The 25,163-nt window shown below is 56.3% G+C and carries 23 protein-coding genes and 3 tRNA genes; 14 read left to right on the top strand and 12 right to left on the bottom strand.

All coding sequences use genetic code 11. The features are described 5' to 3' along the window. Window positions 1–141 precede the first annotated feature (141 nt). From WA302_RS05720 to WA302_RS05710, 3 genes are all read left to right on the top strand, one after another. Window positions 142–366, top strand: coding sequence for a hypothetical protein (locus WA302_RS05720; protein WP_033633376.1), 225 nt, complete (start codon window positions 142–144; stop codon window positions 364–366). Window positions 367–647: 281 nt separating this feature from the next. Next, window positions 648–2,369 carry a potassium/proton antiporter gene (locus tag WA302_RS05715; RefSeq protein WP_015377414.1) on the top strand — a complete coding sequence of 574 codons (1,722 nt, stop codon included), beginning with the start codon at window positions 648–650 and terminating at the stop codon, window positions 2,367–2,369. Between the two features lie 240 nt (window positions 2,370–2,609). Then, a complete protein-coding gene (locus tag WA302_RS05710; protein ID WP_016928228.1) occupies window positions 2,610–2,738 on the top strand; it encodes a hypothetical protein in 129 nt (42 codons plus the stop codon). 62 nt (window positions 2,739–2,800) lie between these two features. On the opposite strand, the gene WA302_RS05705 is transcribed toward WA302_RS05710, so the two are convergent. The 5 genes from WA302_RS05705 to cho all read right to left on the bottom strand — a co-directional run bounded on the left by WA302_RS05705 (window position 2,801) and on the right by cho (window position 5,170). Continuing rightward, window positions 2,801–2,932: a hypothetical protein gene (locus WA302_RS05705; protein WP_256376330.1), complete on the bottom strand. Its 132-nt coding sequence runs from the start codon at window positions 2,930–2,932 to the stop codon at window positions 2,801–2,803. 69 nt (window positions 2,933–3,001) lie between these two features. Beyond that, the gene (locus WA302_RS05700; protein WP_043141770.1) at window positions 3,002–3,505 is read right to left on the bottom strand and encodes a YlaC family protein; all 504 of its coding nucleotides are present in this window, start codon (window positions 3,503–3,505) and stop codon (window positions 3,002–3,004) included. A 123-nt stretch (window positions 3,506–3,628) separates the two neighbouring features. Beyond that, on the bottom strand, window positions 3,629–3,928 hold the full coding sequence (locus tag WA302_RS05695) for a sigma-S stabilization anti-adapter protein IraP (protein ID WP_025302380.1): 300 nt from the start codon (window positions 3,926–3,928) through the stop codon (window positions 3,629–3,631). Between the two features lie 184 nt (window positions 3,929–4,112). After that, window positions 4,113–4,209: transfer RNA gene (locus WA302_RS05690), tRNA-OTHER, on the bottom strand. Between the two features lie 112 nt (window positions 4,210–4,321). Further along, window positions 4,322–5,170: an excinuclease Cho gene (gene cho, locus WA302_RS05685; protein WP_049205152.1), complete on the bottom strand. Its 849-nt coding sequence runs from the start codon at window positions 5,168–5,170 to the stop codon at window positions 4,322–4,324. Window positions 5,171–5,386: 216 nt separating this feature from the next. Here cho and WA302_RS05680 point away from each other — a divergent pair, with 216 nt between their 5' ends. The 7 genes from WA302_RS05680 to WA302_RS05650 all read left to right on the top strand — a co-directional run bounded on the left by WA302_RS05680 (window position 5,387) and on the right by WA302_RS05650 (window position 15,253). Beyond that, window positions 5,387–6,592, top strand: coding sequence for an efflux RND transporter periplasmic adaptor subunit (locus WA302_RS05680; RefSeq protein ID WP_261456286.1), 1,206 nt, complete (start codon window positions 5,387–5,389; stop codon window positions 6,590–6,592). Continuing rightward, window positions 6,589–8,526, top strand: coding sequence for a MacB family efflux pump subunit (locus WA302_RS05675; RefSeq protein WP_261456285.1), 1,938 nt, complete (start codon window positions 6,589–6,591; stop codon window positions 8,524–8,526). The genes WA302_RS05680 and WA302_RS05675 overlap by 4 nt, the downstream gene beginning before the upstream one ends. Before the next feature lie 3 nt (window positions 8,527–8,529). Beyond that, window positions 8,530–9,897, top strand: a complete 1,368-nt coding sequence (locus WA302_RS05670) for a TolC family protein (protein WP_038629170.1) — start codon at window positions 8,530–8,532, stop codon at window positions 9,895–9,897. A 416-nt stretch (window positions 9,898–10,313) separates the two neighbouring features. Beyond that, the gene (proP, locus tag WA302_RS05665) at window positions 10,314–11,816 is read left to right on the top strand and encodes a glycine betaine/L-proline transporter ProP (protein WP_025302375.1); all 1,503 of its coding nucleotides are present in this window, start codon (window positions 10,314–10,316) and stop codon (window positions 11,814–11,816) included. Between the two features lie 99 nt (window positions 11,817–11,915). Continuing rightward, on the top strand, window positions 11,916–12,842 hold the full coding sequence (locus tag WA302_RS05660; protein ID WP_197836700.1) for a LysR family transcriptional regulator: 927 nt from the start codon (window positions 11,916–11,918) through the stop codon (window positions 12,840–12,842). A 112-nt stretch (window positions 12,843–12,954) separates the two neighbouring features. Then, window positions 12,955–14,583 (top strand): GMC family oxidoreductase, encoded by a 1,629-nt coding sequence (locus tag WA302_RS05655; protein ID WP_336063284.1) that lies wholly within the window; start codon window positions 12,955–12,957, stop codon window positions 14,581–14,583. A 400-nt stretch (window positions 14,584–14,983) separates the two neighbouring features. Then, the gene (locus WA302_RS05650; RefSeq protein ID WP_336063282.1) at window positions 14,984–15,253 is read left to right on the top strand and encodes a hypothetical protein; all 270 of its coding nucleotides are present in this window, start codon (window positions 14,984–14,986) and stop codon (window positions 15,251–15,253) included. Window positions 15,254–15,320: 67 nt separating this feature from the next. Here WA302_RS05650 and WA302_RS05645 read toward each other — a convergent pair whose 3' ends face one another. From WA302_RS05645 to WA302_RS05635, 3 genes are all read right to left on the bottom strand, one after another. Further along, window positions 15,321–15,872, bottom strand: coding sequence for a hypothetical protein (locus tag WA302_RS05645; protein ID WP_025302370.1), 552 nt, complete (start codon window positions 15,870–15,872; stop codon window positions 15,321–15,323). After that, window positions 15,838–16,119 carry a hypothetical protein gene (locus WA302_RS05640; RefSeq protein ID WP_025302369.1) on the bottom strand — a complete coding sequence of 94 codons (282 nt, stop codon included), beginning with the start codon at window positions 16,117–16,119 and terminating at the stop codon, window positions 15,838–15,840. The genes WA302_RS05645 and WA302_RS05640 overlap by 35 nt, the downstream gene beginning before the upstream one ends. A 140-nt stretch (window positions 16,120–16,259) precedes the next feature. After that, window positions 16,260–16,829, bottom strand: a complete 570-nt coding sequence (locus WA302_RS05635; RefSeq protein ID WP_230203371.1) for a PaaI family thioesterase — start codon at window positions 16,827–16,829, stop codon at window positions 16,260–16,262. Between the two features lie 120 nt (window positions 16,830–16,949). On the opposite strand from WA302_RS05635, the gene WA302_RS05630 reads away from it, so the two are divergent. Next, window positions 16,950–18,290, top strand: a complete 1,341-nt coding sequence (locus tag WA302_RS05630) for an anaerobic C4-dicarboxylate transporter (protein ID WP_141997742.1) — start codon at window positions 16,950–16,952, stop codon at window positions 18,288–18,290. A gap of 176 nt (window positions 18,291–18,466) precedes the next feature. Here WA302_RS05630 and WA302_RS05625 read toward each other — a convergent pair. The 3 genes from WA302_RS05625 to WA302_RS05615 form a co-directional block, all read right to left on the bottom strand. Beyond that, window positions 18,467–18,552, bottom strand: a tRNA-Leu gene (locus tag WA302_RS05625). Window positions 18,553–18,562: 10 nt separating this feature from the next. Beyond that, window positions 18,563–18,636 (bottom strand) — tRNA-Cys (locus WA302_RS05620). Between the two features lie 895 nt (window positions 18,637–19,531). Then, window positions 19,532–20,938: an aminotransferase-like domain-containing protein gene (locus WA302_RS05615; RefSeq protein ID WP_225735594.1), complete on the bottom strand. Its 1,407-nt coding sequence runs from the start codon at window positions 20,936–20,938 to the stop codon at window positions 19,532–19,534. 449 nt (window positions 20,939–21,387) lie between these two features. On the opposite strand from WA302_RS05615, the gene WA302_RS05610 reads away from it, so the two are divergent. The 3 genes from WA302_RS05610 to WA302_RS05600 are packed head-to-tail and all read left to right on the top strand — an operon-like array spanning window position 21,388 to window position 23,976. After that, window positions 21,388–22,377 (top strand): TauD/TfdA family dioxygenase, encoded by a 990-nt coding sequence (locus WA302_RS05610; RefSeq protein ID WP_197780650.1) that lies wholly within the window; start codon window positions 21,388–21,390, stop codon window positions 22,375–22,377. Window positions 22,378–22,401: 24 nt separating this feature from the next. Continuing rightward, the gene (locus WA302_RS05605; RefSeq protein WP_025302363.1) at window positions 22,402–23,187 is read left to right on the top strand and encodes a sulfite exporter TauE/SafE family protein; all 786 of its coding nucleotides are present in this window, start codon (window positions 22,402–22,404) and stop codon (window positions 23,185–23,187) included. 36 nt (window positions 23,188–23,223) lie between these two features. After that, a complete protein-coding gene (locus WA302_RS05600) occupies window positions 23,224–23,976 on the top strand; it encodes an SDR family NAD(P)-dependent oxidoreductase (protein ID WP_072008267.1) in 753 nt (250 codons plus the stop codon). 618 nt (window positions 23,977–24,594) lie between these two features. Here WA302_RS05600 and WA302_RS05595 read toward each other — a convergent pair. Beyond that, window positions 24,595–24,954, bottom strand: coding sequence for an Arm DNA-binding domain-containing protein (locus WA302_RS05595; RefSeq protein WP_065424614.1), 360 nt, complete (start codon window positions 24,952–24,954; stop codon window positions 24,595–24,597). Window positions 24,955–25,163: the final 209 nt, after the last annotated feature.

Raw genomic sequence — 25,163 nt, 5'->3', positions numbered from 1 at the left:
ACTGCAATGCATAAGTAAAAATCCATATCCCTGCCTTACGGTAGTGATTGGGCTCGACACCCCCGAAGGGCTGCGCGATCGTTTAATTCATTCGATGGCGTTAGCTGCATCTCCCTTCCGTCACGACAGAGAGGATTTTGAATGACCGATAAGAACACCCCGGCTCAGGAAGCCGTAGCGGAAAACGCTACCCTGCTGAAGATCCTCGGCAGGCTGCTGTCCGCGCTGGACGCCTCAATCAGCGGCAAAGAACGCAGCGTTTTGGTCGCTGAGCTCTCCAACTTTAATCTCGACGGCATTTCTGAAGCGGAAAGCAAGCTGGCCACCGAGCTGATCAAACGGGCGCTGGAATCGCTCGACCACTAACCCTACCGCGCCTGCAAACCATTAAGCCTGCCTGCGCGGGCTTAATGGTATTTCCTCCGAGCCGCTCGATCATTGTTGCCACAGCAAAAATACAGCAGCCTGATAATGTTGGATAAAAGGCAGAATTTCCCCTCTTCTCCTCACTTTCTTAGTTTAATCGTACCAAAGGGCAATAATTGATCGATTGTTTTCACAATCAGCCTTGGCGTTTTACCCACTAAACACGTTATCATCGGCACACGCGCAGTGCCCCCTATCCCCAGCCTCAGGAGAGCGAAATTTTGGATGCCAGCACCATTAACAGCTTGTTCGTCATCGGTGCCGTGCTGGTGGGGGCAAGCATTCTGCTCAGCTCATTTTCTTCCCGACTCGGCATTCCGATCCTGGTGATCTTCCTGGCGATCGGCATGCTGGCCGGCGTCGACGGCCCCGGCGGCATCGTCTTCAGCAATTACCCGGTCGCTTATCTGGTCAGTAACCTCGCGTTGGCGGTGATCCTGCTCGACGGCGGCATGCGCACCCGGGTCAGTTCGTTCCGCGTGGCACTGTGGCCAGCACTGTCTCTCGCCACCGTCGGCGTGGTGATCACCGCCGGCCTAACCGGCATGGCCGCCGCCTGGCTGTTCAACCTCGATCTGCTGCAGGGCTTGCTGATCGGTGCCATCATCGGTTCCACCGACGCCGCCGCAGTCTTCTCGTTGCTGGGCGGCAAAGGGTTGAACGAACGCGTCAGCGCTACGCTGGAGATCGAATCCGGCAGCAACGATCCGATGGCGGTATTTCTCACCATCACGCTGATTGCGATGATCGCCGCCGGGGAAACCGCGCTAAGCTGGACCTTCCCGCTGCATCTGATGCAGCAGTTCGGCATGGGCATCGTCTTCGGTCTCGGCGGCGGCTGGCTGCTGCTGACGCTGATCAACCACATCAAGCTGGCGGACGGTCTCTACCCGCTGCTGGCGGTGAGCGGCGGCATTCTTATTTTCGCGCTGACTACCGCGCTGGACGGCAGCGGCATTCTGGCGGTGTACCTGTGCGGTCTGCTGCTGGGCAACCGTCCAATCCGCAACCGTCACGGCATCGTGCAAACCTTCGATGGCCTGGCCTGGCTCAGCCAGATCGGCATGTTCCTGGTACTCGGCCTGCTGCTCAACCCGCATGAGCTGCTGCCGATCGCCATCCCTGCCCTGCTGCTGTCGCTGTGGATGATCCTGTTCGCGCGCCCGCTGTCGGTGTTTATCGGTTTGCTGCCGTTCCGCAGCTTTACCCTGCGCGAACGCGGCTTTATTTCCTGGGTTGGCCTGCGCGGCGCGGTGCCGGTGATCCTGGCGGTGTTCCCGATGATGGCCGGGCTGCCCAACGCCCAACTGTTCTTTAACGTGGCGTTCTTCGTGGTGCTGGTTTCCCTGCTACTGCAAGGCACCACGCTGTCATTCGCCGCCAAAAAGGCCAAGGTGATCGTGCCGCCGGCGCTGACGCCGATCTCCCGCGTTGGGCTGGACGTACACCCGGAAAACCAGTGGGAACAATTCGTTTATCAGCTTTCGGCGGAAAACTGGTGCGTCGGTGCTGCGCTGCGTGAACTGAAAATGCCGCCTAATACCCGCATCGCCGCCCTGTTCCGCGGCAAAGAGCTGTTGCACCCTAGCGGCAGTACCCGGCTGCGCGAGAACGATATTTTGTGCGTCATCGGCCATGAGCACGACCTGCCGATCCTCGGCAAGCTCTTTAGCCAGGCACCGGCAGTGACGCTCGACGAGCGCTTCTTCGGCGACTTTATCCTGCAATCCGACGCCCGTTTGAGCGACATCTCACAGGTTTATGGCCTCAACCTGCAAGACGACGTGGACGAGCAGCAGACGCTGGGGCAGTTCGTCATTCAGCTGATCGGCGGCGAACCGGTGATCGGCGACCAGGTGGAGTGGGACGGCCTGACCTGGACCATTGCAGAAATGGACGGCAATCAAGTCAGCAAGATAGGCGTCAGGATCGTGACCGACTAACGCGGCCGCGTTATCAGATGAGGGAACTTCTGGCCTTAAGAACGTTCTTAATCACTATCACGATGTATGCGATTCGGCGCCGCTGAATTATATCCCTTTGATATAAAAACTTAACAGCGGCGCCCACAGGGATTAAGGGTGTGAACGGCAAGACTCGATTTCTTTCGGTGATGATGCTCATGGCGCTGGGTGTAGCGGCAGCCGATCTCAGCATCGCCGGTTTGGTCCATAGACTTTTAATTGGATAATTTTAACGTGACGCAGCAGGAACAAGAAAAAGACATTCTGGGGAAAATACTGGTGACGGTGTCCGCGCTTTGCCTGATTCTGGTGGCGGCGTTCCTGATCTGGGGATTCGTGCTGGATTGATGCCACGCGACGCTCAGACATAAAAAAAACCGCCGCGGCGGTTTTTTTTATGGGTCAGGCGATCAGATCTTGCAACCTTCGCAGTCCGCTTCGTCTTCGAGGATTTCAGGGACCTCTTTTACCTTCTGCGCCGCTTTTTCTTCGGCTTTCGCCAGTTCGGCATCGATATCAAAATCGAAAATATCATCACTCATCGCTTGGTCCTTATTCTGCTTCATGTTCAAACGCTGAGTATAATCGACAAGCCGCCGGCCGGAAACCTTTCAGTTTGCCGCCGCCAGCTGCGGTGGCTCATCCTGCGGCTTTTTTCCGTAGGCCATATCGTACACGTCGTAGAAGTCGATTTCGCCCTTGTTGCCGATGATGACTCGCATCTTCTGTTTCAGCGCGGCGCCGATGGAGGGCTCATCCAGCAATTGCTGCACCGCATAAGGCGACAGCGCGCGGGTGAAGTACCATTCGCCATTGTAGCAAACCCGCAGATCCAGCACCCCGATGTCCTCGAAACGGTACACCGGCCGGATCTCGATCAGCAGCATGGCGAACATGAACAGCACGAAGGCGGTGAAGCCCAGGAAGGCATACACTCCCATGTACGGCACCTGATACATCACGGCGATCACCGCGAAGTAACCGGCGAACATGGCAAGGCACAAATAGCGGTGAGTACGGGCGAATTCGCTGTTGAAGCGCGGCTTGCCGTCACGCCCTTCGCGCCGATTGATCTGCTCAATCTCTTTAACCAAGATGCTTTTAATCGCGTCCATCGTTACAACCTTATGCTGGAAACAGCATTGCCATCAAATCTCGCTGCTAAAAGTAACACAAGTACAGTTTTGCCGGGTAGATCAGTTAGCCAACTTAATGACGGCAACTGTTATAGTTCGGCTTCAGCGCGGCTGAGCGGCCTTGCCTTGCGCAAACATGAACATGCGCTGGGCCACATCGTCGGCCTGCTTGATTTTCTGCTTTTGCGGTTCGTTGCTGCGCTGAATGGCGCGGGCGTAGGCGATTTCATGGGCCTGATCGATCATCGCGATGATCCGATCACGTTCGGTCTTCTCCATATTGCCTAACATGGTGGTGATAATCGCCTGATAAGCGTTGGACGCGGCGGTCAGCGCTTTCTCTCTCGCCTCGAGGGCGGCGACGCGTTGCAAGAGTTCCTGCAGTTGATCGGAGTGAGACATATCGACCTCCTGTTGCCGGGCAGCAAGCCTGCCTGATTACAGTTTAGCAAAGGATCGAAAGAGAAAGAGGAAGGAAAGCCAGCGGTTACGGTAAAGCACACCCGAAAATCCCAACGAGGAGCCGATAGTGCAAATCAACCCGGGTGCGCTTTACGGTAAGCGCGATGAGACGAAGGAAGAAAGCTGGCGCGCTATGCAGGACTCGAACCCGCGTCTATCAATTTTCAAGCCAAAACAAGCCATTATAAAACCAATCACTCTGCCAACTGAGTTAATAGCGCGTTCCTTCGCTTCGGGGCGCCATTATCCATAACAACATTATGGATTCAAGCTTTTTTAGCATAATGCCCTGACTTTACGGATAAATCTTAGGTTATCACCAGCATGATGGCCTTACGGCAGCTCAATAATCGGGTAATCGCCGGCGATGAGCGGCTTGCACAAAATCTTGTAGCCATCGCTGTCGAAATGGCTGGCCGCGCTCTGTAGCTGCTCCGCCTGCGCCAGATCGCCGACCGAGCCCAGATAAAACCAATTGTGGATCACATGGTACTGACGCAGCGTCTCGCCCTGCTCCTCCAGCGCCACGCGCCCGGCGAACGGCCAACAGGCGATGCGTAACTGCTCAAGCGCCGCGCCGAGCCGCAGCGCATGCTCCTGCGCCGACTCCACGCCACAGCAGGCGCCCGCGCACTTGCGCAGGCTGTAGCGGAAACAGGCTCGCCCTGCCGGCAGCTTGTCGATCCCCAGCTTGCCGTAACATAAACGATGCTCATCGGCGATGGCGCGCAGCTTTTCCAGCGCGGCGTGGCGATTGGCAAACAGCCCGTAGAGGTGGGGCGTGACGGCGAAGTCGATCTCTTTGGCGTGAGCAATCGTCACCGCATCTGCCTGCAAGCGCAGCGCGCACAGCTGTTTCGAACGCCGCAGACGTTTGTTGAACAGCGGCTGTTGCTGTTTGATCAATTGCGCCTCCAGCAGCAATGCCCCCAACTCGCCTGCGGTCTCGATAAAGCTGATGCGCCGGGTTTGGCGCAGCATTTTAGCCTCGTCCTGCGCGCGGAAGTGCGCCATCACCCGGCTGCGTATATTGACGCTTTTACCGATGTAAAGCGGCAGGCTCTCGCTTTGACCGTGAAACACATACACGCCCGGCCCTTTGGGCAACGGCGCCAGGCAGGCGCGCAGGTGCTCCGGGTATTGGTAAATGTCGAGTTCTGGCTCGAGGCGGTTTGGCATCATGGCGGTGGTGTTATCCTGCTGATGAATGAATACTGGTTTTTTACCCAGTATAACGCCCAACGCAGCCGGTTGCACACGTGGTGGATAATAACTCGCCGTGATCTTTAGCGGGAAAGCCTTTACTATCCCCTTTCCAGCGGGAAAGCGCCTCACGTTTAGCGCCAGTTCAAGCTGGCGCTGCCATGATGGCAGACTGGAACCGCCGCTTTTATCGTTATGGAAAACCTGGGTATGTCATCACTGAAACTCCCCTCCCGCCGTCTGGCGTTGATCGCCGCCATCGTTTTCATCGCCGTCGCCGTCGCGCTGGCCATTTTTTGGCAACGCCCGCCTCAGCAGGATTACGTTACCGCGCCGGCCCGCCTGGGCGATATCGAAAACGCCGTGCTGGCCACCGGGCGGCTGGATGCCATCGAACGCGTCAACGTCGGCGCCCGCGTCTCCGGCGAAGTCAAATCGCTGAAGGTCAAGCTGGGCGATCGCGTCACCAAAGGGCAACCGATCGCCGACATCGACGATCTGCAACAGCGCAACGATCTGCGCAACGCCGAGGCAGCGCTGAACGTAGTCAAAGCCAATATATTAGCCAAACAGGCCTTGCTGAAACAGGCGGAGTCGCGTTTTAAACGCCAGCGCCGCATGCTGAACGACGAAGCCAGTTCGCGGGAAGACTTCGAGACCGCCGAAGCCTCGCTCGCCACCACTCGCGCCGATCTGCAGGCGCTCAATGCGCAGTTGGTGCAATCGCAGATCGAAGTCGAAAAGAAAAAAATCGATCTGGGCTATACCCGCGTGGTTGCGCCGATGGACGGCATTGTTATCGCCGTGGTCACGCAGCAGGGACAAACGGTCAACTCCAGCCAAAGTGCACCGACCATCGTCAAGCTGGCGCGGCTGGATATGATGACCATCAAGGCGCAGATCTCCGAAGCCGACATCACCCGCATTTCGCCGGGACAAAAGGCGTACTTCACTATTTTCTCCGATCCGGATAAGCGGTACGACGCCACGCTGCGCACCATCGAGCTGGCACCGGAATCGGTGATGAAAGACGACTCGCTCGCCGGGACCAGCTCTGCTTCCGGCTCCGGCACCTCGAACGCCTCGGTCTATTACAACGCGCTGCTGGACGTGCCCAACCCGGAAAACCGCCTGCGCATCGCCATGACCACGCAGGTGTCCTTGCTGCTCGGCGACGCGAAGAACACCCTACTGGTGCCGATCCAGGCGGTGCATAAAATCGATGGCCAAGAGCAGCAGGTGCAGGTGCTGACCCAAGACCAGCGGCTGGAAACGCGCAAAGTGACCACCGGCATCACCAACAACGTCGACATTCAGATCCTCAGCGGCCTGAAAGCCGGTGAAACCGTGGTGCTGTCGCAGCCCGCCGCCAAATCGGCTGAGGATGGCATCTTCCTGTGAACGCGATCATCGAACTAAAAGGCATCAGCCGAACCTACACCAACGGCGGCCAGGCGCTGACGGTATTGAAAGACATCGATCTGACCATCGCCGCCGGCGAGCTGGTGGCGATCATCGGCGCCTCCGGTTCCGGCAAATCGACGCTGATGAACATCATGGGCTGCCTCGACGTGCCGGATCGCGGCGACTACTACATCAGCGGCCAGAACGCCGCCCACCTGTCGCCGGACGAACTGGCCCGCCTGCGCCGCGAGCATATCGGCTTTATTTTCCAGCGTTACCACCTAATGCCCGATCTCAGCGCGCTGGGCAATGTCGAAATCCCGGCTATCTACGCCAACGCCCGGCGCGATCAGCGGCGGCAGCGGGCGGCGCAACTGCTGGCGCGGTTAGGGCTTGAGGGACGCGAAGACCACAAACCCGGCCAGCTTTCCGGCGGCCAGCAGCAGCGCGTCAGCATCGCCCGTTCGCTGATCAACGGCGGTGAGATCATCCTGGCGGACGAACCGACCGGCGCGCTGGACACCCAATCCGGCCAGGAAGTGCTGGCGATCCTGAGCGAACTGAATCAGCGCGGCCACACCGTGGTGATCGTCACCCACGATATGAAAGTGGCGCAACATGCGCAGCGCGTCATCGAACTGCAAGACGGCAAGATCATCGCTGACAGTGGCCGCAAGTCGGCGTCCGGCCCATCGTTGCCGCCGCCGAACCGCAGCCGGCAAAGCGGCTGGCAACGCCTGATCGACCGCACTCGCGAATCGCTGCACATGGCGTTGAAGGCGATGAACGCTCATCGTCTGCGCACCGCGCTGACCATGACCGGCATCATCTTCGGCATCGCCGCCGTGGTCACGGTAGTGGCGCTGGGCGAAGGCGCCAAACAGCGCACGCTGGAAAACCTCAAAGATCTCGGCACGAATGTGGTAAGCATCTATCCGGGCCGCGATTTCTTCGATGACGCCATCGACAGCATCCGCACGCTGGTGCCGGCCGATGCCGACGCGCTGGCACAGCAAAACTTCGTCGACAGCGTCAGCCCGGAAGTAGACGCCTCCGACAGCATCCGTTTTCGCAGCAAATCCGCCACTGCCTCGATCACCGGCGTCGGGCGCGACTATTTCCGCGTTAACGGCGTCGAGCTGTTACAAGGCGTGACTTTCCGCGACGATCGTAATGCGCTGCAGGAAGTGATCATCGACGACAATGCGCGCCAGGCGCTATTCGGCGATTTCGGCGTCGAGCCGCTCGGCCAGATCGTGTTTCTCGGCTCGGTGCCGGCCCGGGTGATCGGTGTGGCTAAAAGCAATCGCAATTACGCGCCCAATCGCATCACTGTATGGATGCCCTACAGCACTGTCATGTATCGCATGGTAGGCAAACCGACGCTTAGCGGCATCACCGTTCGCCTAAAGGACAATATCGCCAGCGAATCGGCCGTCACCGCTATCACACAGCTGTTGACCCAGCGCCACGGCGTAAAAGATTTCCGTTTGTACAACTTCGATAAAATCCGAAAGTCCATCGAACGCACGTCAATGACTTTTAGCCTGCTGATCCTGATGGTGGCATCAATCGCGCTGGTGATCGGCAGCCTGGGGGTGATGAACATCATGCTGGTCTCGGTGACCGAACGCACCCACGAAATCGGCGTGCGCATGGCGGTCGGCGCGCGGCGCAGCGACATCATGCAACAGTTCATGATAGAGGCGGTGCTGGTCTGTCTGATCGGCGGCGCATTGGGCATCGCGCTGTCGTTCGCCGCCGGGTCGCTGTTCACCTCGCTGGCGGGCGGTATGTTCACCGCCATCTATTCCTGGCAAGCTGCCGCGACGGCGTTTTTCTGTTCAACTTTAATCGGCATGATCTTCGGTTATCTCCCCGCCCGTAAAGCGGCAAGGATGGATCCGGTCGTTTCATTGGCCAGCGAGTAACCCATGAAAATTTTATCTCCCCTGGCGCTAAGCCTCGTCGCCTTGCTCACCGCCGGCTGCGGCAACGCCCTGAAAAGCGACTACCGGGCGCCGCAGGTCAACTATCCGACGAGCTGGCAGCACGACGCCCACAACGCCGCGCCCACGCCGTTCGACTGGCGCGATTTCCACGATCCTGAGCTCGATCGCTGGCTGCAACAGGTGATGGCGAGCAATAACGATCTGGCCGCCGCCGTACTGCGCGTTTACCGCGCACAGCTCGAGGCGGAACGCGTCGGCATCAGCACCGCGCCCGGCATCAGCGCCTCATTAGGCAGCGGTATCAATCGCCCGCTGTCCGAGTCCTCCGCGTGGAATAAAACCAGCAACGCGTCGCTCACCACCAGCTATGAAGTCGATCTGTGGGGCAAGCTGGCGCGCCAGCGCGACGCCGCCGAGTGGAGCAGCCAGGCTTCCGTGCAGGATCTGCAGGCGGCGCGCCTGAAACTGTTGGCCGACGCCGCCACCAACTACTGGCGCATCGGTTTTCTCAATCAACAAATCAGCGTCAGCCAGGCGAGCATCGCCTATGCCAAAACGACGCTGCGGCTGGCCAACGCCCGTTATCAGGCCGGCAGCATCTCGGCGCTGGACGTAGTGAACGCGGAACAAAACTTGCTGGCGCAGGAACGCAGCCTGCTGGCGTTACAACACGATCGTCAACAGGCGCTGAACGAGCAGGCGGTGCTGCTGGGCGCGCCATCAGGCCAGGCCACCATCGCGCCCGTGCGCCTGCCGACGACGGCGATGCCGCAGATCAACACCGGCATTCCCGCTAGCGTCCTGAGCCGTCGCCCGGATCTCAGCGCTCAAGAGCTGCGGTTGCGCGCCGCCCTGGCCAACGTCGATGAAAAACGTCTGCAATACTATCCTGCGTTCAGCCTGACCGGTTCACTGGGCGCCAGCAGCGGCGCGCTGCTGGAATTCCTGCGCAACCCGACGGGCAGCCTCGGCGCCGGCCTGACGCTGCCGTTCCTGCAGTGGCGGCAAATGGGCGTGGAGATCAAGATCGCCCGCAACGATTATGAACAGCAAGTTCTGGCCTTCAAGCAGGCGCTGTACAAAGCGATGGGCGATGTGAACAACGCGCTGTCACTGCGCACGCAGCTGCTGGCGCAGGAGACGCAGTTGCGCGCCTCATTAGCGTTGGCGCGTAAATCGGAACGGCTGAACGAGGTGCGTTACCGACAGGGCGCCGTCACCATTACCGACTGGCTGAATGCTCAGGAACAACGCCGTCAGGCGGAACTGTCGGTGGATGAAAACCGCTTCGCGCAGTACCAGAATCTGGCGAAAATCTATCTCGAATTCGGCGGTTCATCGGTACCTTAATCTAAACTGCCTGGCCAGTAGGTCAGGCGTTTTTTTTTGACGGCAAACACATCAATTTTTCCTGTTTTATCTCCCGTACTCTCTATACTTAAAACATGACCAATTAGACGAAAAATCGTCAAATCGCACATTTATTAGACCATTCTCGCACCAAATCGGTGCAAACACTTAAGTTAAACTGCTGGATTTGATCGCCGCAAGATATAACGTTAAGCTATAGATGCAAAATAATTAGTCACCTAAATGACATAACCTCGGCATAAACGACGGTATTTTGTGATCCACATCCCAACTTAAATGTGGATAATGAATCGTCTTGAACCGCGATTCGATTAGCCGATTTGATAACTCGAAAACAACAGTGAACGGAGATTACGCTTTCACGAACAACGAATAATTCATTAAGGGATGATTATATGAAGTTAAGAAAAAAACGACATAAACCGATGCACATTAACGACATCACCATCATCGATGACAGCAAACTCAAGAAGGCGATCACCGCGGCGGCCCTGGGTAACGCGATGGAGTGGTTCGACTTCGGCGTATACGGCTTTGTCGCCTATGCGCTTGGCCAGGTCTTCTTCCCCGGCGCCTCTCCCGGCGTGCAAATGATCGCCGCACTGGCAACCTTCTCCGTGCCCTTCCTGGTGCGTCCACTCGGCGGTCTGTTCTTTGGTGCCATGGGCGATAAGTTCGGTCGCCAGAAGGTTCTCTCGGTCACCATTATCATTATGGCGGTCAGCACCTTCTGTATCGGCCTGATCCCGTCCTATGCATCGATCGGCATCTGGGCCCCGATCCTGCTGCTGCTGGCCAAACTGGCGCAGGGCTTCTCCGTCGGCGGTGAATATTCCGGTGCGGCGATCTTCGTCGCCGAATACTCGCCGGACCGCAAACGCGGCTTTATGGGTAGCTGGCTGGACTTCGGCTCCATCGCCGGCTTTGTGATGGGCGCAGGCGTAGTGGTGCTGATCTCCAGCATCGTCGGCGAAGCCAACTTCCTCGACTGGGGCTGGCGTATCCCGTTCTTCATCGCCGCGCCGCTCGGCCTGATCGGCCTCTACCTGCGCCATGCGCTGGAAGAAACCCCGGCGTTCCAGCAGCACGTGGACAAGATGGAGAAAGAGGATCGCAACGCCATCGAAAATCCGCCAAAGACCTCGTTCAAAGAGATCGCGGCCAAACACTGGAAAAGTTTGCTGGTGTGTGTCGGTATCGTGATTTCCACCAACGTGACCTATTACATGCTGCTGACTTATATGCCGAGCTACCTCTCGCATAACCTGCACTACTCGGAAGATCACGGCGTTCTGATCATCATCGCCATCATGATCGGCATGCTGTTCGTGCAGCCGGTGATCGGCCTGACCAGTGACCGCATCGGCCGTAAGCCGTTCATTATCGGTGGCAGCATCGGCCTGTTGGCGTTGGCGATCCCGTGCTTCATTCTGATCAACAGCAACGTCATCGGCCTGATTTTCGTCGGCCTGCTGGTGCTGGCGGTGCTGCTCAACTCCTTCACCGGGGTGATGGCCTCCATCCTGCCGGCGATGTTCCCGACGCACATCCGTTACAGCGCGCTGGCGATTTCGTTCAACATTTCGGTACTGATCGCCGGTGCGACGCCGACCGTTGCCGCCTGGCTGGTGGAAGCGACCGGCAACCTGTACATGCCGGCCTACTACCTGATGGTCGTTGCGGTGATCGGTCTTATCACCGGTCTGTACATGAAAGAAACCGCCAACAAGCCGCTGCGCGGCGCGACGCCGGCCGCCTCTGACCGCTCCGAGGCAAAAGAGCTGCTGCAGGAAACCTACGACAACATCGAACAGAAAGTCGAGGACATCAACGCGCAGATCGCCGAACTGGAAAAGAAAAAACAGATCCTGATCGACCAGCACCCCAAACTGGACTGATTCGCTCTGACAAGCAAAAAACCACCCATCCGGGTGGTTTTTTTTGCCTGGCGTGCAGAGAGTGGTAACTTGACCCGGCGGATGCCGAAGGAGAGATGAATGAATCAGTTTCAGGAGATGGCGACCTATATCGCCGTAGTCGAGGCCGCCAACATCAGCGCCGCCGCCCGCCGCTTGGGCACCACCAAGTCGGTGGTCAGCAGACGCATCCAGCAGTTGGAGACGCGCCTTGGGACTGTGCTGTTCGAACGCGGGAAAACGCTTGGGCTGACCGACGCCGGCCACCTATTCTATCAGCGCGCCGTTCTCATATTAAGCGAAGTGAGCGATGCCGAAGAGTCGGTGCGAACACTGCACGGCCAACTGCAGGGCCCGCTGCGGTTAACCGCGCCGATGGCGTTCAGCATCCGCTATCTGGCACCGCTGTTATCCACCTTTATGGCACAGTACCCGAGCCTCAATCTGGACGTGGAGTACAGCGATCGCCTGGCCAATCTGAATCAGGAGAATTTCGATGTCGCCATCCGTATCGGCCCCTTGGCGGATTCCGACCTGATCGCGCAGCGCATTTGCGCCAACCGCCATTTGATTTGCGCCAGCCCAGCCTATCTTGCCCAGAAAGGCACGCCGATGCACCCGCAACACCTGCAACAGCACCAGGGGTTGCTGTATATTCAGCGCGAACCGACCGGCATGCTGCAGCTCCCCATCGAGGGCGAAATCCGGTCGTTTCGTATCGGTAAACGGCTGCGCACCGATAACGCTTTTCACCTGTTGGCGGCGGCTAAAGCCGGTTTGGGCCTCGCCATCCTGCCCGCATTTATCGCCGCCGACGCGATACGCGCGGGGGAACTGCGCATTGTTCTGGCCGCCTATTCACCCGACGGCGGCGACATTTCCGCCGTCTATCGCCGTTCAAAACGCGCATCCCCCAAGATCAAGGCGCTGGTGGACTTTCTGAGTGAGCACATTGGTCACACGCCCAGCTGGGAAACCGCACTCTCCTCTTTCCTGACGTCAGCCTGAAAGGTTCGCAAAACGCGAACCCGAGGTTCGAATTTCGCCTGCTTGTTGCTTGTGCTTTAGGGTTTTAGTCTGCAGAACACACACACTTTCTGCCCGCTCTGGAGACTCTGCCATGAAAGACTTATCACGCCGTCAGCTGATATCAAAAACGCTTGTCGCTTCAGCCGCAGCCACGCTCGGCGCTTCCACATCGGTTTCCGCATTATCGGCGCAATCACAACCGGCCCAACGGACCAGAGAGACATCCCCTACTTTCGACGTAGTCATCGTCGGCGGCGGCTCCGCCGGCGCAGTGATGGCGGCTCGCCTCAGCGAAAACCCTGCGCGCCGGGTCCTGCTGTTAGAAGCCGGGCACAGTTATGCACCCTACGATTATCCGCGCCTCATCGCGGACAGCGACGTCCTCGGCGCCAATGGCAACCCGGAGTTCGAATGGGGATACCGGACAGAACCCGGCTATGTCAGCCACGCGATCGGCGCTATCCGCGGTAAAGTCCTGGGTGGCAGTTCAGGCGTCAACGGTGCCGTGGCGATCCGCGCCCGTCCGGAAGATTTCAACCGCTGGGATCTGCCGGGATGGGGCTATCAGGACCTGCTGCCCGCCTTCAAAAAACTGGAGACTCGTCATGGCCTGCACGACCGCGCAATCCATGGCGATAGCGGCCCTTTTCCCGTCGTGCAACTCACATTGGATGACATCACGCCAATGCAACGCGCTTTCGTCGCCGCCACGCGCGCCAACGGCTATGACGCGATTGACGATTTTGATGGCCCTTCAGCCAATGGCGTCGGCCCCTACCCGATGAATATCGTCAACGGCGTACGCGTTAACACCGGCATGGCCTATCTGGATGAGAAAACCCGCGCCAGAGACAATCTTACCCTGCGTGCAGATACGCTGGTCGACCGCGTGATATTTGACGGGCAGCACGCGATCGGCGTCCGCCTGGCCAGCGGTGAAGAAATCCATGCCGCTGAAGTGATCCTGAGCGCGGGAACCTACGGTAGCGCCGCCGTTTTGATGCGATCCGGCATCGCGCCTGCGCAACAGTCGAAGCGTCTGGGGATCCCCGTCGTCGCCGATCTCCCCGTCGGCGAAAACCTGGTCGATCACCCCTTTTATTACAATGCCTACGCCGCCCGCCCCGATGTCATCGGCAGCCAATCGCCGGTTATCGGTGCCAAGCTGTGGACCCACAGCAGCCAGGCGGAACCGGGAGAGCTCGATCTGCACATTACCGCGACGCATCTGTTTCCTCATGACCAAAGCCCTACCGGCGTCGGTTTTGTCTTGGCGGTGGCGCTGGCTCGGCCACAATCCACCGGACGAGTCTGGCTGGAAAGCCGCGATCCAGCGGCAGCCCCTCACATTGACCTTAACTTCCTGGCGCAAGAGAGCGACCGCGTTCGCTTGCTGGAGGGGGTTAAACTGGCGCGAAAAATAGGGCAAACCGCTCCGCTGTCTACGCTTATCCACAGCGAGCTTGCGCCCGCTGCAGACAGCGACGAGGCCATTCTTGCCTCGATGGCAGCGACGTTGGATACCTATCATCACCCGACCTCTTCCGCGCCGATGGGAAATGCCGGCGAACCGAAGGCGGTCGTCGACCTTCAGGGCCGCGTACACGGCGTATACGGGCTTCGGGTCGTCGACGCATCCATCTTCCCCGACGTTCCCTCCGTCGCCACTAATGTGACGACGATCGCCACCGCCGAGCATATCGCCCGACACTACGCCTGACCGTTTGGCGGCAAGATAGGCTGTTGAAACCCGGCCGGTCATCCTGATGGCCGGCCTTCGCCATTCCGCAGCGGCACAATCGAAATAACGGCGGCACATTTTATCCTGCCGGGAAACGATGTTACCCTTGTGGCCACCGTCACCTCTGCAAAACATTCTCATGGGCAAAATGGATCTTCCCGTCATCATCGGCATCCTGGTTATGCTAACCCTATGGCTCGGCGCGCTCTTCAACATCGGCGATCTCAGCCTCACTATTTCGCGCCTGTTTCACTGGTTCGAAAGCCAACGTGGATAACCTGGGTTCGCGATAACGCAGGCAGCGAGCAAACATCGGCTATGATTGAAAGACGTTACGTCATTTTCCGAGACTGTCGCTCGCGATAAAGAGGACCGCATCATGACCGACTATGGGTTCTACAATCAAATCCTGACCCGGCTGGCCGCCAATCACCCCGGCACGCTGGATGAGAAAACCTACGAACTGTGGAAGCAGGGCGCCACCAGCCCGCACGCCTTCGCCGATCCCTTCGCCTATCTCAAAACCAAGGGGCTGATACAGGCCTATGTGATGAGCGACATCGACGAGAACAACTATGATATCGACCCGCATCAAACGCGGATCACCGCCGCCGGCCTTGAATTCATTCGCAACGGCGGGTTTAAATAAGGGGGATTCGCGCCAACAAAAAACCGCCAGACGGCGGTTTTTTTACTCTAAAAGCATCCGGACCGGCTCAGGCGGGGAAAGGCCGATAAAAAATGCGCAGCACTTCGTTATCACCCTGGCGTAAAAAACCGCCTTCCGGCTGCCAGCGCAGATCGCGCGCCAGATTGAGATTTTCCCAGCCGACCGCGCCCCCCACGCCGATGCAAAGATTTTTATTGCCTGCGGCAAATCCCGCACCGGTACCGATCATGGCATGCAGCAAACGGGGCGCAGCCGCGTCGCGCAGGGAGAATATGCCGATAAAACATCCCTGCGGCGCGCGCAGCATATCGGCCATAGTGCGGATCTCGGTATCATCCGGGCTAACGAAATGTTTGTATTGCTTATCGAACACCGTCTGCCACAACTGCTTGTATTTCGCCTTGCTGAGCGCGCCAGAACGGTGGGCACAAAGCACCACCGCATCCCAGCACATCTCCCCGCTGAGCGAAAGATACTCTTCCGTATCGGTTTGCGGCTTATCGGCGTAATGCCGTGCAAATTCGGCCGCATTCAAATGCGGCGGCACGGCCTGTTTGGCAACGTCACTCTTGTAGCGCTTGAAATTCAACCAATGCATGGGGACTGTCCTCTTCACCCTCTAGATTAATGAACCTGAAGCCGTGGATGAGACGAGCCATCAAATCCAGAGCGTCGTCGGCGATGGCGGTTTCGTCGTCATTCAGCCCCTGTTCCACCGAGCGCTCAATCGCGTTCATCACCGCCGGAGCGCTGGTTTCTTCCCCCTGCGCCACCACGTCTAATACGGCTTTGCCGATCGCCAGACAAAGCTCATGATCAAACTCAACCTCTTTATACGGCTGCATAACCACCCCGATAAATTTTTACCCAAGAATACTAGACCACAATGGCGTATCGCGCCTGTCATCGTAGCGCAGCAAGGTATGCAGCCGAAGAGAAATGCATCAGGCCCCGGGTTGATAGCCCGAAGCCCGATAAAGGCAGGTTATTGCGGGGCTTGATCGGTAGGACGAATGATAAAACACGTGGCGGTTGCCGAGGCCAGCAGCTTCCCTTCCGCCGTTTTGAGCGTGCCTTCGGCGAAAGCGACATTTTTCGACGCATAGACCAGACGCCCCTCGGCGATCAGATCACTCTCCTTTGGCACCGGGCGCAACATTTTAACCTGCAGATCGACGGTGCCATAACCAATCCCTGCGCCCAGCGTACTGTGCACCGCGCAACCGGTCACCGAGTCCAATACCGTAGCGGCGAAACCGCCATGTACGCCCCCCAACGGATTCAGATGGCGCCCGTCTGCTCGCGCCACAATACGGATATACCCCTCTTCAACCGCGTCCGGTTTCATGGGCACCGTTTCAGCGATTGAAGCCGGTGGAATTTTGCCGGCCATCGCAGCCTGTAATAACGCCAACCCCGTCATTTTTGTCGGATCCATTGCTCTCTCCTCTGGTGGTGAACCGGTTATATAGAAGAGGTCTGACCTCTTGACTTGCTTTTTCGTGCTGATGTCGTCAGCCGCCTGCTCTTCAGATTCTCTGAACGTGACCGCCATCACTCTTTAGAGTTAATAACCACAATTTTTTAGCGCCTTTAGATTTAAAACAACTTTCTGCTGTAAACGCCGCCGGAAACTGAACGCAGTTAAGTTCAACATTATTAAGGCGTATCTATCATGGATTTCTTTCTGCAATTAGCGGTTATATTGGCATGCTTGCTGTATGGGGCGCGTAAGGGCGGCATTGCGCTGGGGTTACTGGGCGGTATCGGTTTGATGATCCTGGTGTTCGGCTTTCACCTGCAGCCCGGCAAACCGCCGGTAGACGTGATGCTGGTGATCATCGCGGTGGTGGCGGCCTCCGCCACCCTGCAGGCCTCAGGCGGGTTGGACGTCATGCTGCAGATCGCCGAGCGGATGCTGCGGCGCAACCCGCGTTATGTCTCGATCATCGCACCGTTCGTCACCTGCATTCTCACGATCCTGTGTGGCACCGGCCATGTGGTCTACACCATCTTGCCAATCATCTATGACGTGGCGATCAAAAATAACATCCGCCCGGAACGGCCGATGGCGGCCAGCTCGATCGGCGCGCAGATGGGCATTATCGCCAGCCCAGTCTCAGTGGCGGTCGTTTCACTGGTGGCGATGCTCAGTAGCTACACCTTCAATGGCCGCCATCTGGAATTCCTCGATCTGCTGTCTATCACCATACCTTCCACCCTGTGCGGCATTCTGGCGATCGGCATCTTCAGTTGGTTCCGCGGCAAAGACCTGGACAAAGATCCCGAGTTCCAGAAATTCATCTCGGTGCCGGAGAACCATCGCTACGTCTATGGCGACGCCGCCACCCTGCTGGACCGGGTATTACCGCGCAGCAACTGGATCGCCATGTGGATTTTCCTCGCCACTATCGCCCTGGTGGCGGTGCTGGGAGCCTTTTCCGACCTGCGGCCCAGCTTCGGTGGCAAGCCGCTCTCCATGGTCCTGGTGATCCAGATGTGTATGCTGATGGCCGGGGCGCTGATCGTCATCATTACACGCACCAACCCGGCGTCTATCTCTAAAAACGAGGTGTTCCGTTCCGGCATGATCGCCATCGTGGCGGTGTATGGCGTCGCCTGGATGGCGGAAACCATGTTCGGCGCGCACCTGGCGCAGATAGAAGCCACGCTGGGCGTGCTGGTGAAAGAGTACCCTTGGGCCTATGCGCTGATCCTGCTGCTGGTGTCGAAATTCGTCAATTCGCAGGCCGCCGCACTGGCGGCGTTGGTGCCGGTGGCGTTGGCAATCGGCATCAACCCGGCCTATATCGTCGCTTCGGCGCCGGCCTGCTATGGCTACTATATTTTGCCAACCTACCCCAGCGATCTGGCGGCGATCCAGTTCGACCGCTCCGGCACCACCCGCATCGGCCGCTTCGTGATCAACCACAGCTTTATTCTGCCCGGCCTGATCGGCGTCAGCGTCTCCTGCGTCTTCGGTTGGATCCTCGCCGCGGCGTTCGGTTTCTTATGAGTTGTACTTCGGAGCCCTGCGGGGCTCCCTGCAAGCAGGATGACAATCCAAGGGGATGGGTATGATAAGAAAGGAAAAATGCAGGTGTAATACGAATTCCAGAAACAAAAAAACCGCCTCTCGGCGGTCTACGACATTACTACTTATTGCTTTGATTATTCGGTATTTTTATTCCCTGGTACCCGGGGCGGGACTTGAACCCGCACAGCCATAAGCCGAGGGATTTTAAATCCCTTGTGTCTACCGATTTCACCACCCGGGCTCGGGAAAGTTGGAGGCGCGTTCCGGAGTCGAACCGGACTGGACGGATTTGCAATCCGCTACATAACCGCTTTGTTAACGCGCCTTTATTCTGTTTGCCTTTTCAGACCAAAGCCGGTGATTCACCCACTTCGTTTTGTTCTTTTGGTTGGCGATGTTGAAATCGCTTATCCTAATCATCTGATTCTTAAGTAATTTATTTCGTTACCGCCGAATCGATGGACTGCATTATGGACTAAACCCCCCACCTTGGCAACCCCCCGAAATAGCAAAAAGTTCTCTAACGCTTTCAACTGCTTATTTTGTGGGCGCACTGTTCACAATGCCGACGGAAAGGCAAGCGGAATGTTGATTTTATATGCGTCGGCTCGGGAATTCACGGGCAAATCGGATCTTTTTTTCTCTACAGGAATCGCTTACCTCCCCCTCTCCGGCTTTTCACCTGCTTATGATGATGAGATATCATGCAAAACATCATCATGGGGACATCGCGCAATCTCCAGCGCCGCAGCCCTGAACGGCCAACGCAACTGCAGAGCTGGGGACTTACGCCAGGTTGTCCAACGCACGATGGGTCGGCATCAATCCCCCTGCAGAGCACCGGCACGATGTCCAATCAAATGTGCCTGTTTTCGCCGTTCAACGGGGCATCCTACGGTATGAAAACGACTGGAGATATAGGGACATATGAAGTTGTTCTATCACTCTACCGTGCCAGCTCAATGCCCTGACAGCAGCGTTACTGATTGGGTGCAGCTTGGCTTATCATTCGATGACAAGCTTGCCCACTTAGAAGGACGGAGGGTCTGCTGAGTTAGTGCAAGTTACTTTTTAAGTATGCCCAGTGGAAAAGCTGTAGAACCAGTCGCAGAGCCCCTTAAATGCCCAAAGATTGATTCAGGCTAAGGATCGAAGCTCCATTGGACACGGCCTCCCCCGACGAACTGTCGCCTGACGGCTACTTATATGTATGCGCTGCTTTAGTAAAACAAGCGTGGTTCGGGAGAGGCTAGCAAGCTGGCCAGCGTGGTTAACGCAAACTTCAGTTCGGCGCGACTCGGTGACATCAAGGCAATTCGCACGCCATTAGAGGCGATAGTACGCTGTGCTAGGAACTGGCTGCCGCTAACGACCATTACCCCATGAGCACGGGCCAAGTTGGCAAACTCATCGCAAGTCCATGGTTCGGGCAATTCCAACCAAACGTGGAAGCTGTTGGGCTGGCTGCAAATTCGATAACTGCCAAGAACTTCCTTGACCAGTCTCTGCCGTGCAGCGGCCTCATCTTGCTGCGCTTTGACTAATCGCTCACCCATACCGCTGCAGATCACGTTGCTGGCCAACTGTGCCATCATCGGCGAAGGCATCCATACGCTGCTACGGACCATGGATGACAAGCGTGAGAGAGTCTCAGGAGGCGCGTACAGGTAGCCAATACGTAACGCGGGAAGAATGCTCTTTGAAAGGCTCGTCAAATAGATGGATCGCTCAGGTGCATAGGCCGAAATCGGTTTACTCGCTGGCTGGACCTCCAGAAAACCGTAAATATCATCGTCAATAATGAATACATCATGCTCGCGGGCAATCTGCGCGATTGCCTCGCGACGCTCCGGGGGCATGATTGAATTAGTTGGATTTTGGTGGGTGGTTACGCAAATTAGTAACGCTGGGCGGTGCTCAACGCAAGCGGCGCGGAAGGCCTCAGGGAGTAGCCCGAATTCATCTATCTGTACGCCCTGCAGTCGCCGATCGAGGCTATGAGCAAGAGAGATGATTCCAGGATAGCAATGCTCTTCGCACAAAATCACATCATTGGTTTTCGATAGGCTACTGATCGCCACTAGCAAGCCATGCTGCGCTCCGGAAGTGAGGACGATCTGCTGCCACGTTGCATCTGGCAGACTGCGTTGCACCCAACGAGCCCCCGCTTGCTTGTGTACTGCGTGCCCACCATCGCTGGTGTAGTCCATCACACGGCCCAAATCCGCTGAGTGCGCGAGTTCAATAATTGACTGCCGCAACCAACCGTCTATGTCGGCATCACTAGGCTTAATTATTGAAAGATCAATCTGTGCATTGTCTTCGGGGGAGCGCTCGCCTATCGCGCGTGGCGCAGCCTTGGTTTGGGCAGGCAGGACAAAGGTCCCGCGACCGACCTCACCAATCACTAGCCCACGTTTGGCCGCTTCGTCATAGGCACGGCCAATGGTCCCAGGAGTGACTTTCAAAGTTCCAGCGAGATCCTTGAGCGTTGGCAGCCGCTCGTCAGGCTGCAGGCGCCCGGAATTGATGTCCTGCTCCAGGGCATCGGCAATCATCAGGTAAACCGGTTTCTCATGATCGCTGTATTGAGGGACCCACATAGGTAAAGCACCAGATATCTTCATGAATGCCAAATCCTAGCATAAAAGTATATGCAAGCGTTATGGGTGTAATCGAGGAACCCGTTAAAGGTTATCGAGCTATTTTCAGAATATTTCCTTGATTTCATTACTTAGCCCACCCTAATTCTCACAAAAACCGCAGGTAGCCAGAGAATTAAAATAAATAGTTTAAAATCAAAAAATTAATACCAAAGCAGGTGTTAGTTAAATCATTGTGACAGAAATTAATTGAATTTCCGCAATCGATTCAATTACAGTAATTGAATCGATTCAATTAGGTTGAATTGACCGATTCATTAATGGCGTCTGCTTGAGACAAAGCAAAAAAACGTGATTTAAATCACAAAAAACAACAACAGGGAGTGCTGTCCGCAAATCAAGCGAGTCGAGCACCGAAATATGGAAACTTAGTTGAAATGGAATGCACACAGCACAATCAGGACACCGAGTCTGTGACAACGTTGGAGATCCGCCTGCCATGGGTCACCTCCAGCGCATGGCAAACGGTGTTAAGCCAGACTCCGCTGGATTTTGAATCCACCAAGGATATTTATTTTCAGCTTAAGGAGCAGGCCCAGGACATAATTGGAGCCGAACTAACTCGCCAGATCCGTACATTCGTTGAAGACCCGACGATTACTGCAATGGTGATAAGGAATTGCCCACGAGATCGTGATACTCCGCCGACACCGTACTCTGGCGTGTTGAGTCCGGAGAGCACCCCCATTGCCTGCCTCGTGAACCTCTCGCTGCAAAGCCTGTTAGGTATTCACCCCGTCGTATACGAAGGTGAAAATGACGGTCGTTTATTTCGGCATGTGATTCCTTCACGAGCATCAGCTAGTCAGAAAAGTTCTCACGGTTCCCGTCTTCGGTTTTCCTACCACGTAGACAACCCAGATTTGCCGTTGTCGTCTGAGGCTGTCGGCGATATTTCGTGCTGCCCGGAATACTTGTCGTTCGTCGGCATACGCTGCGACCCACGAATCAACACCACACTAGTCAATCTTGATGAAGTCCTCAACAGCCTTCCGGATTCTATTGTGCATGAACTGAGTTTGCCGAATTTTGAAGTGCGACGCCCGGATTCTTTCGCCAGTAATCGTCGTTCGACGCCTAACCTGGCTGTGTTGGTCCGAGGGTTGGGCAACGAGTGGTTGTGTCGTTTCGATAGTGAAAACACGTACGGCACAAATACCCCTGCCGCACACGCGCTTGATGTCCTGCGAACGATGCTTGAAACCCGTAAGTTCGATAAGCCGCATCTCTTGCTACCTGGGGACTTCATGATCTTCAAGAACCAGCGGGTACTCCACGCTCGGGATGCTTTCGAGCCGCAGAATGACGGTGCAGATCGTTGGCTAATTCGTTTGTTCGCGGTCAATAGCCTGAGCCGAGTGCGCTTGGCGCGTGCAGATCATCTTTACGAAGTCCTTTCCTGAATTTTTTCTTATAGAGGTATTACCATGGAACTACTAGGAGCCTATTGGGCTGAGCATTGGATATTTGCGATTATTTTGCTGGGTACTATTGCGTTTATAGCTGGCTTTGTCGACAGCATCGCAGGTGGTGGAGGCTTGTTCTTGGTGCCGGGCTTTTTGCTCGTTGGCCTGCCGCCGCAAGTCGCACTGGGCCAGGAAAAATTAGTCAGTACCTTGGGAACTCTTGCGGCGATAAGGAATTTTCTGGTCAATAGCAAGATGGTCTGGAAGGTGGCTCTTGTAGGCGTCCCATTTTCGCTATTGGGTGCGTATCTGGGGGCGAACCTGATTGTTTCAATTCCACAGGAAACTGTCGGTAAGATCATTCTTGCTTTGATCCCCTTTGGTATTCTGATTTTTCTTACACCAAAAGATCGGCCAGTACAGGAACATGTCTTGTCTCATGGAATGCTGTTTACTGTGGTGCCACTGACATGCTTGGTTATTGGCTTCTATGATGGTTTCTTCGGGCCAGGCACAGGAAGCATGTTTATTATTGCCTTTCACTACCTGCTCAAAATGGACCTGGTTTCCAGCTCCGCAAACTCCAAGACATTCAACTTTGCCTCAAACATCGGGGCGCTGGTGGCATTTGTTATTGCCGGCAAGGTGATTTATTTGCTTGCTTTGCCGTTGGTGGCCTGCAACATCCTTGGCAACCATCTGGGCAGTGCCTTGGCAATTCGTAAGGGCAATGACGTCGTGCGTAAAGCTCTAGTATTTTCGATGCTCTGCTTGTTCGCCAGTCTTGGCGTGAAGTATCTGGCCTGAGTTTCCAACGATATTTCTAACAAAGGTAGGAATAGTATGCGAACTGCATTAGTCACCGGGGCTTCAGCCGGCTTTGGTAAAGCAATCTGTCATCGGCTGATTGCCGAAGGCTATCGGGTCATAGGCGCTGCACGCCGCATGGAGAAGCTCTTGCTCCTGCGGCAGGAGCTTGGCGAACAGTTCATCCCGCTGCCGCTGGATGTCACTGATCCGCTGTCCCTCGACAAGGCGTTCGAGCAGGTGAGTGAGGCCCCGTTTTCCATTGATATACTGGTGAATAATGCTGGGCTGGCGTTGGGCATTGAGCGTGCACAGCAGAGCAATGTACAAAATTGGGAGCGCATGATCGCCACTAACATCACCGGTCTTGCCCTCGTCACTCATCGAGTTCTGCCAGGGATGGTTGAGGCTAACAGCGGACTGATCATCAACATTGGATCGATCGCCGGGACCTACCCATATCCGGGAGGTAATGTATATGGAGCCAGCAAGGCTTTCGTCAAACAATTCAGTTTGAATCTGCGCGCCGATTTGGCTGGTACCCATGTGAGAGTTACCAATATCGAGCCCGGCCTGTGTTCTGGGACTGAATTCTCGGTGGTACGACTCAATGGCAATATGGAAGCGGTCGAAGCTCTGTACAAAGATGTAAAAGCTATTGGTCCTGAGGACATCGCCAACACTGTATTCTGGATCATCCAGCAGCCGGAGCATCTGAATATCAACACGATAGAAATAATGCCGGTGGCCCAGAGCAGTGCGGCTCTCAATGTCGTACGCAACCTGTAGTGGGGTACCCGGATCAGTTGTGATCGGTATGGGATAGGAGTGGCACTCGAATCCCAGGTCGCGCTCTACTGCCAGGCTGACTACCGCATTGCCCAGCGTGAACAGCGCCATCGCCATCAACAACAGACGCTTATCCGATGATTGTTTGCCGTCCCTGTTCATATCCAGCTGCAGCTGCTTGACGATCTCCGGAGGGATGATCCAGAAACCTTAATCCAAGTGGAACTGATCAGGCGTCGCCAAGCGAAGTTCGCCCGTGTGCACACCAGTCAACATCAACAACCGTAGCACCAGCTGAGTTTGCAACTGTCCCCTGTAGGCACGGAGCTTCTGCAACAATTCAGGCAGTCCGCCCATATGCAGGAAGGGGGTTGTGTCGAACGGGGGATTTGGGCGCGGCCACTACATCAAGGTCAGACGCCGGATTCTGCTCCAGGTCCGGAACCTTAACCAGGGCATAGCGGTACATCGGGTGACGGCCGTTGTGAAAGCCCCACGGCGTTCAATGCTCTCGAGGATGTCCAACAAGTCCGTACGCTTAATCTCATAGACAGATTGAGGGCCGAGGGTCAGGAGAATATCTCTGAGGAAGATTCGCTGGATCTGCTCCTGTGTGCTTTAACGGCCCGCCTTCAGACTCTTCTTGCGAAACTCGAACCATTGCTCGAACACCTTCTGGAAGGTGTGATTCTCAGCGAGAAAGGCGTGTCTGCGGTCCTGGTTTCTTTGCTTGCAGGGGTTGATGCCGCGGGCAACCAATTCACAAGCGATGTCGCGACGAGTGCGGGCTTCTTTGAGGGAGATTCCAGGGTAGGTACCCAGAGACAACCATTTCTGCTTGCTGTTCCAGGAATACCGAAAGTGCCAACTTTTGTTGCCTTCGGGTGACACGGCCAACGCGAGGCCATCAGAGTCGCCGAGTGTGCATGCCTTGGCAACGGCTTTTGCCTGCCGAATGGTGGTATCGGAAAGTGCCATGTCCAACTCCTCTGTGCCTGGTTCAGGAACAGATGGTCGGCATATCGCCCAGTGCCATACAGCAACAATGCGCACAAGCTCGCGTCCGTATTGATGGACTAAAAAATGGACTAAAAAGTGTTGGCTGGCGCTGGATTCCAGGGAAAACCTCTGGAATAAAAAAAGGGGCTTTCGCCCCTTTTTTCAATGACTTACAAACCTCAATGGAA

Origin of the sequence: Serratia sp. 201 (assembly GCF_037027545.1) — a bacterium.
GTDB classification, from domain to species: Bacteria; Pseudomonadota; Gammaproteobacteria; order Enterobacterales; family Enterobacteriaceae; genus Serratia; species Serratia bockelmannii.
Note: the sequence above shows the minus strand (reverse complement) of the source record. Positions and strands in the feature narration are given on the sequence as shown.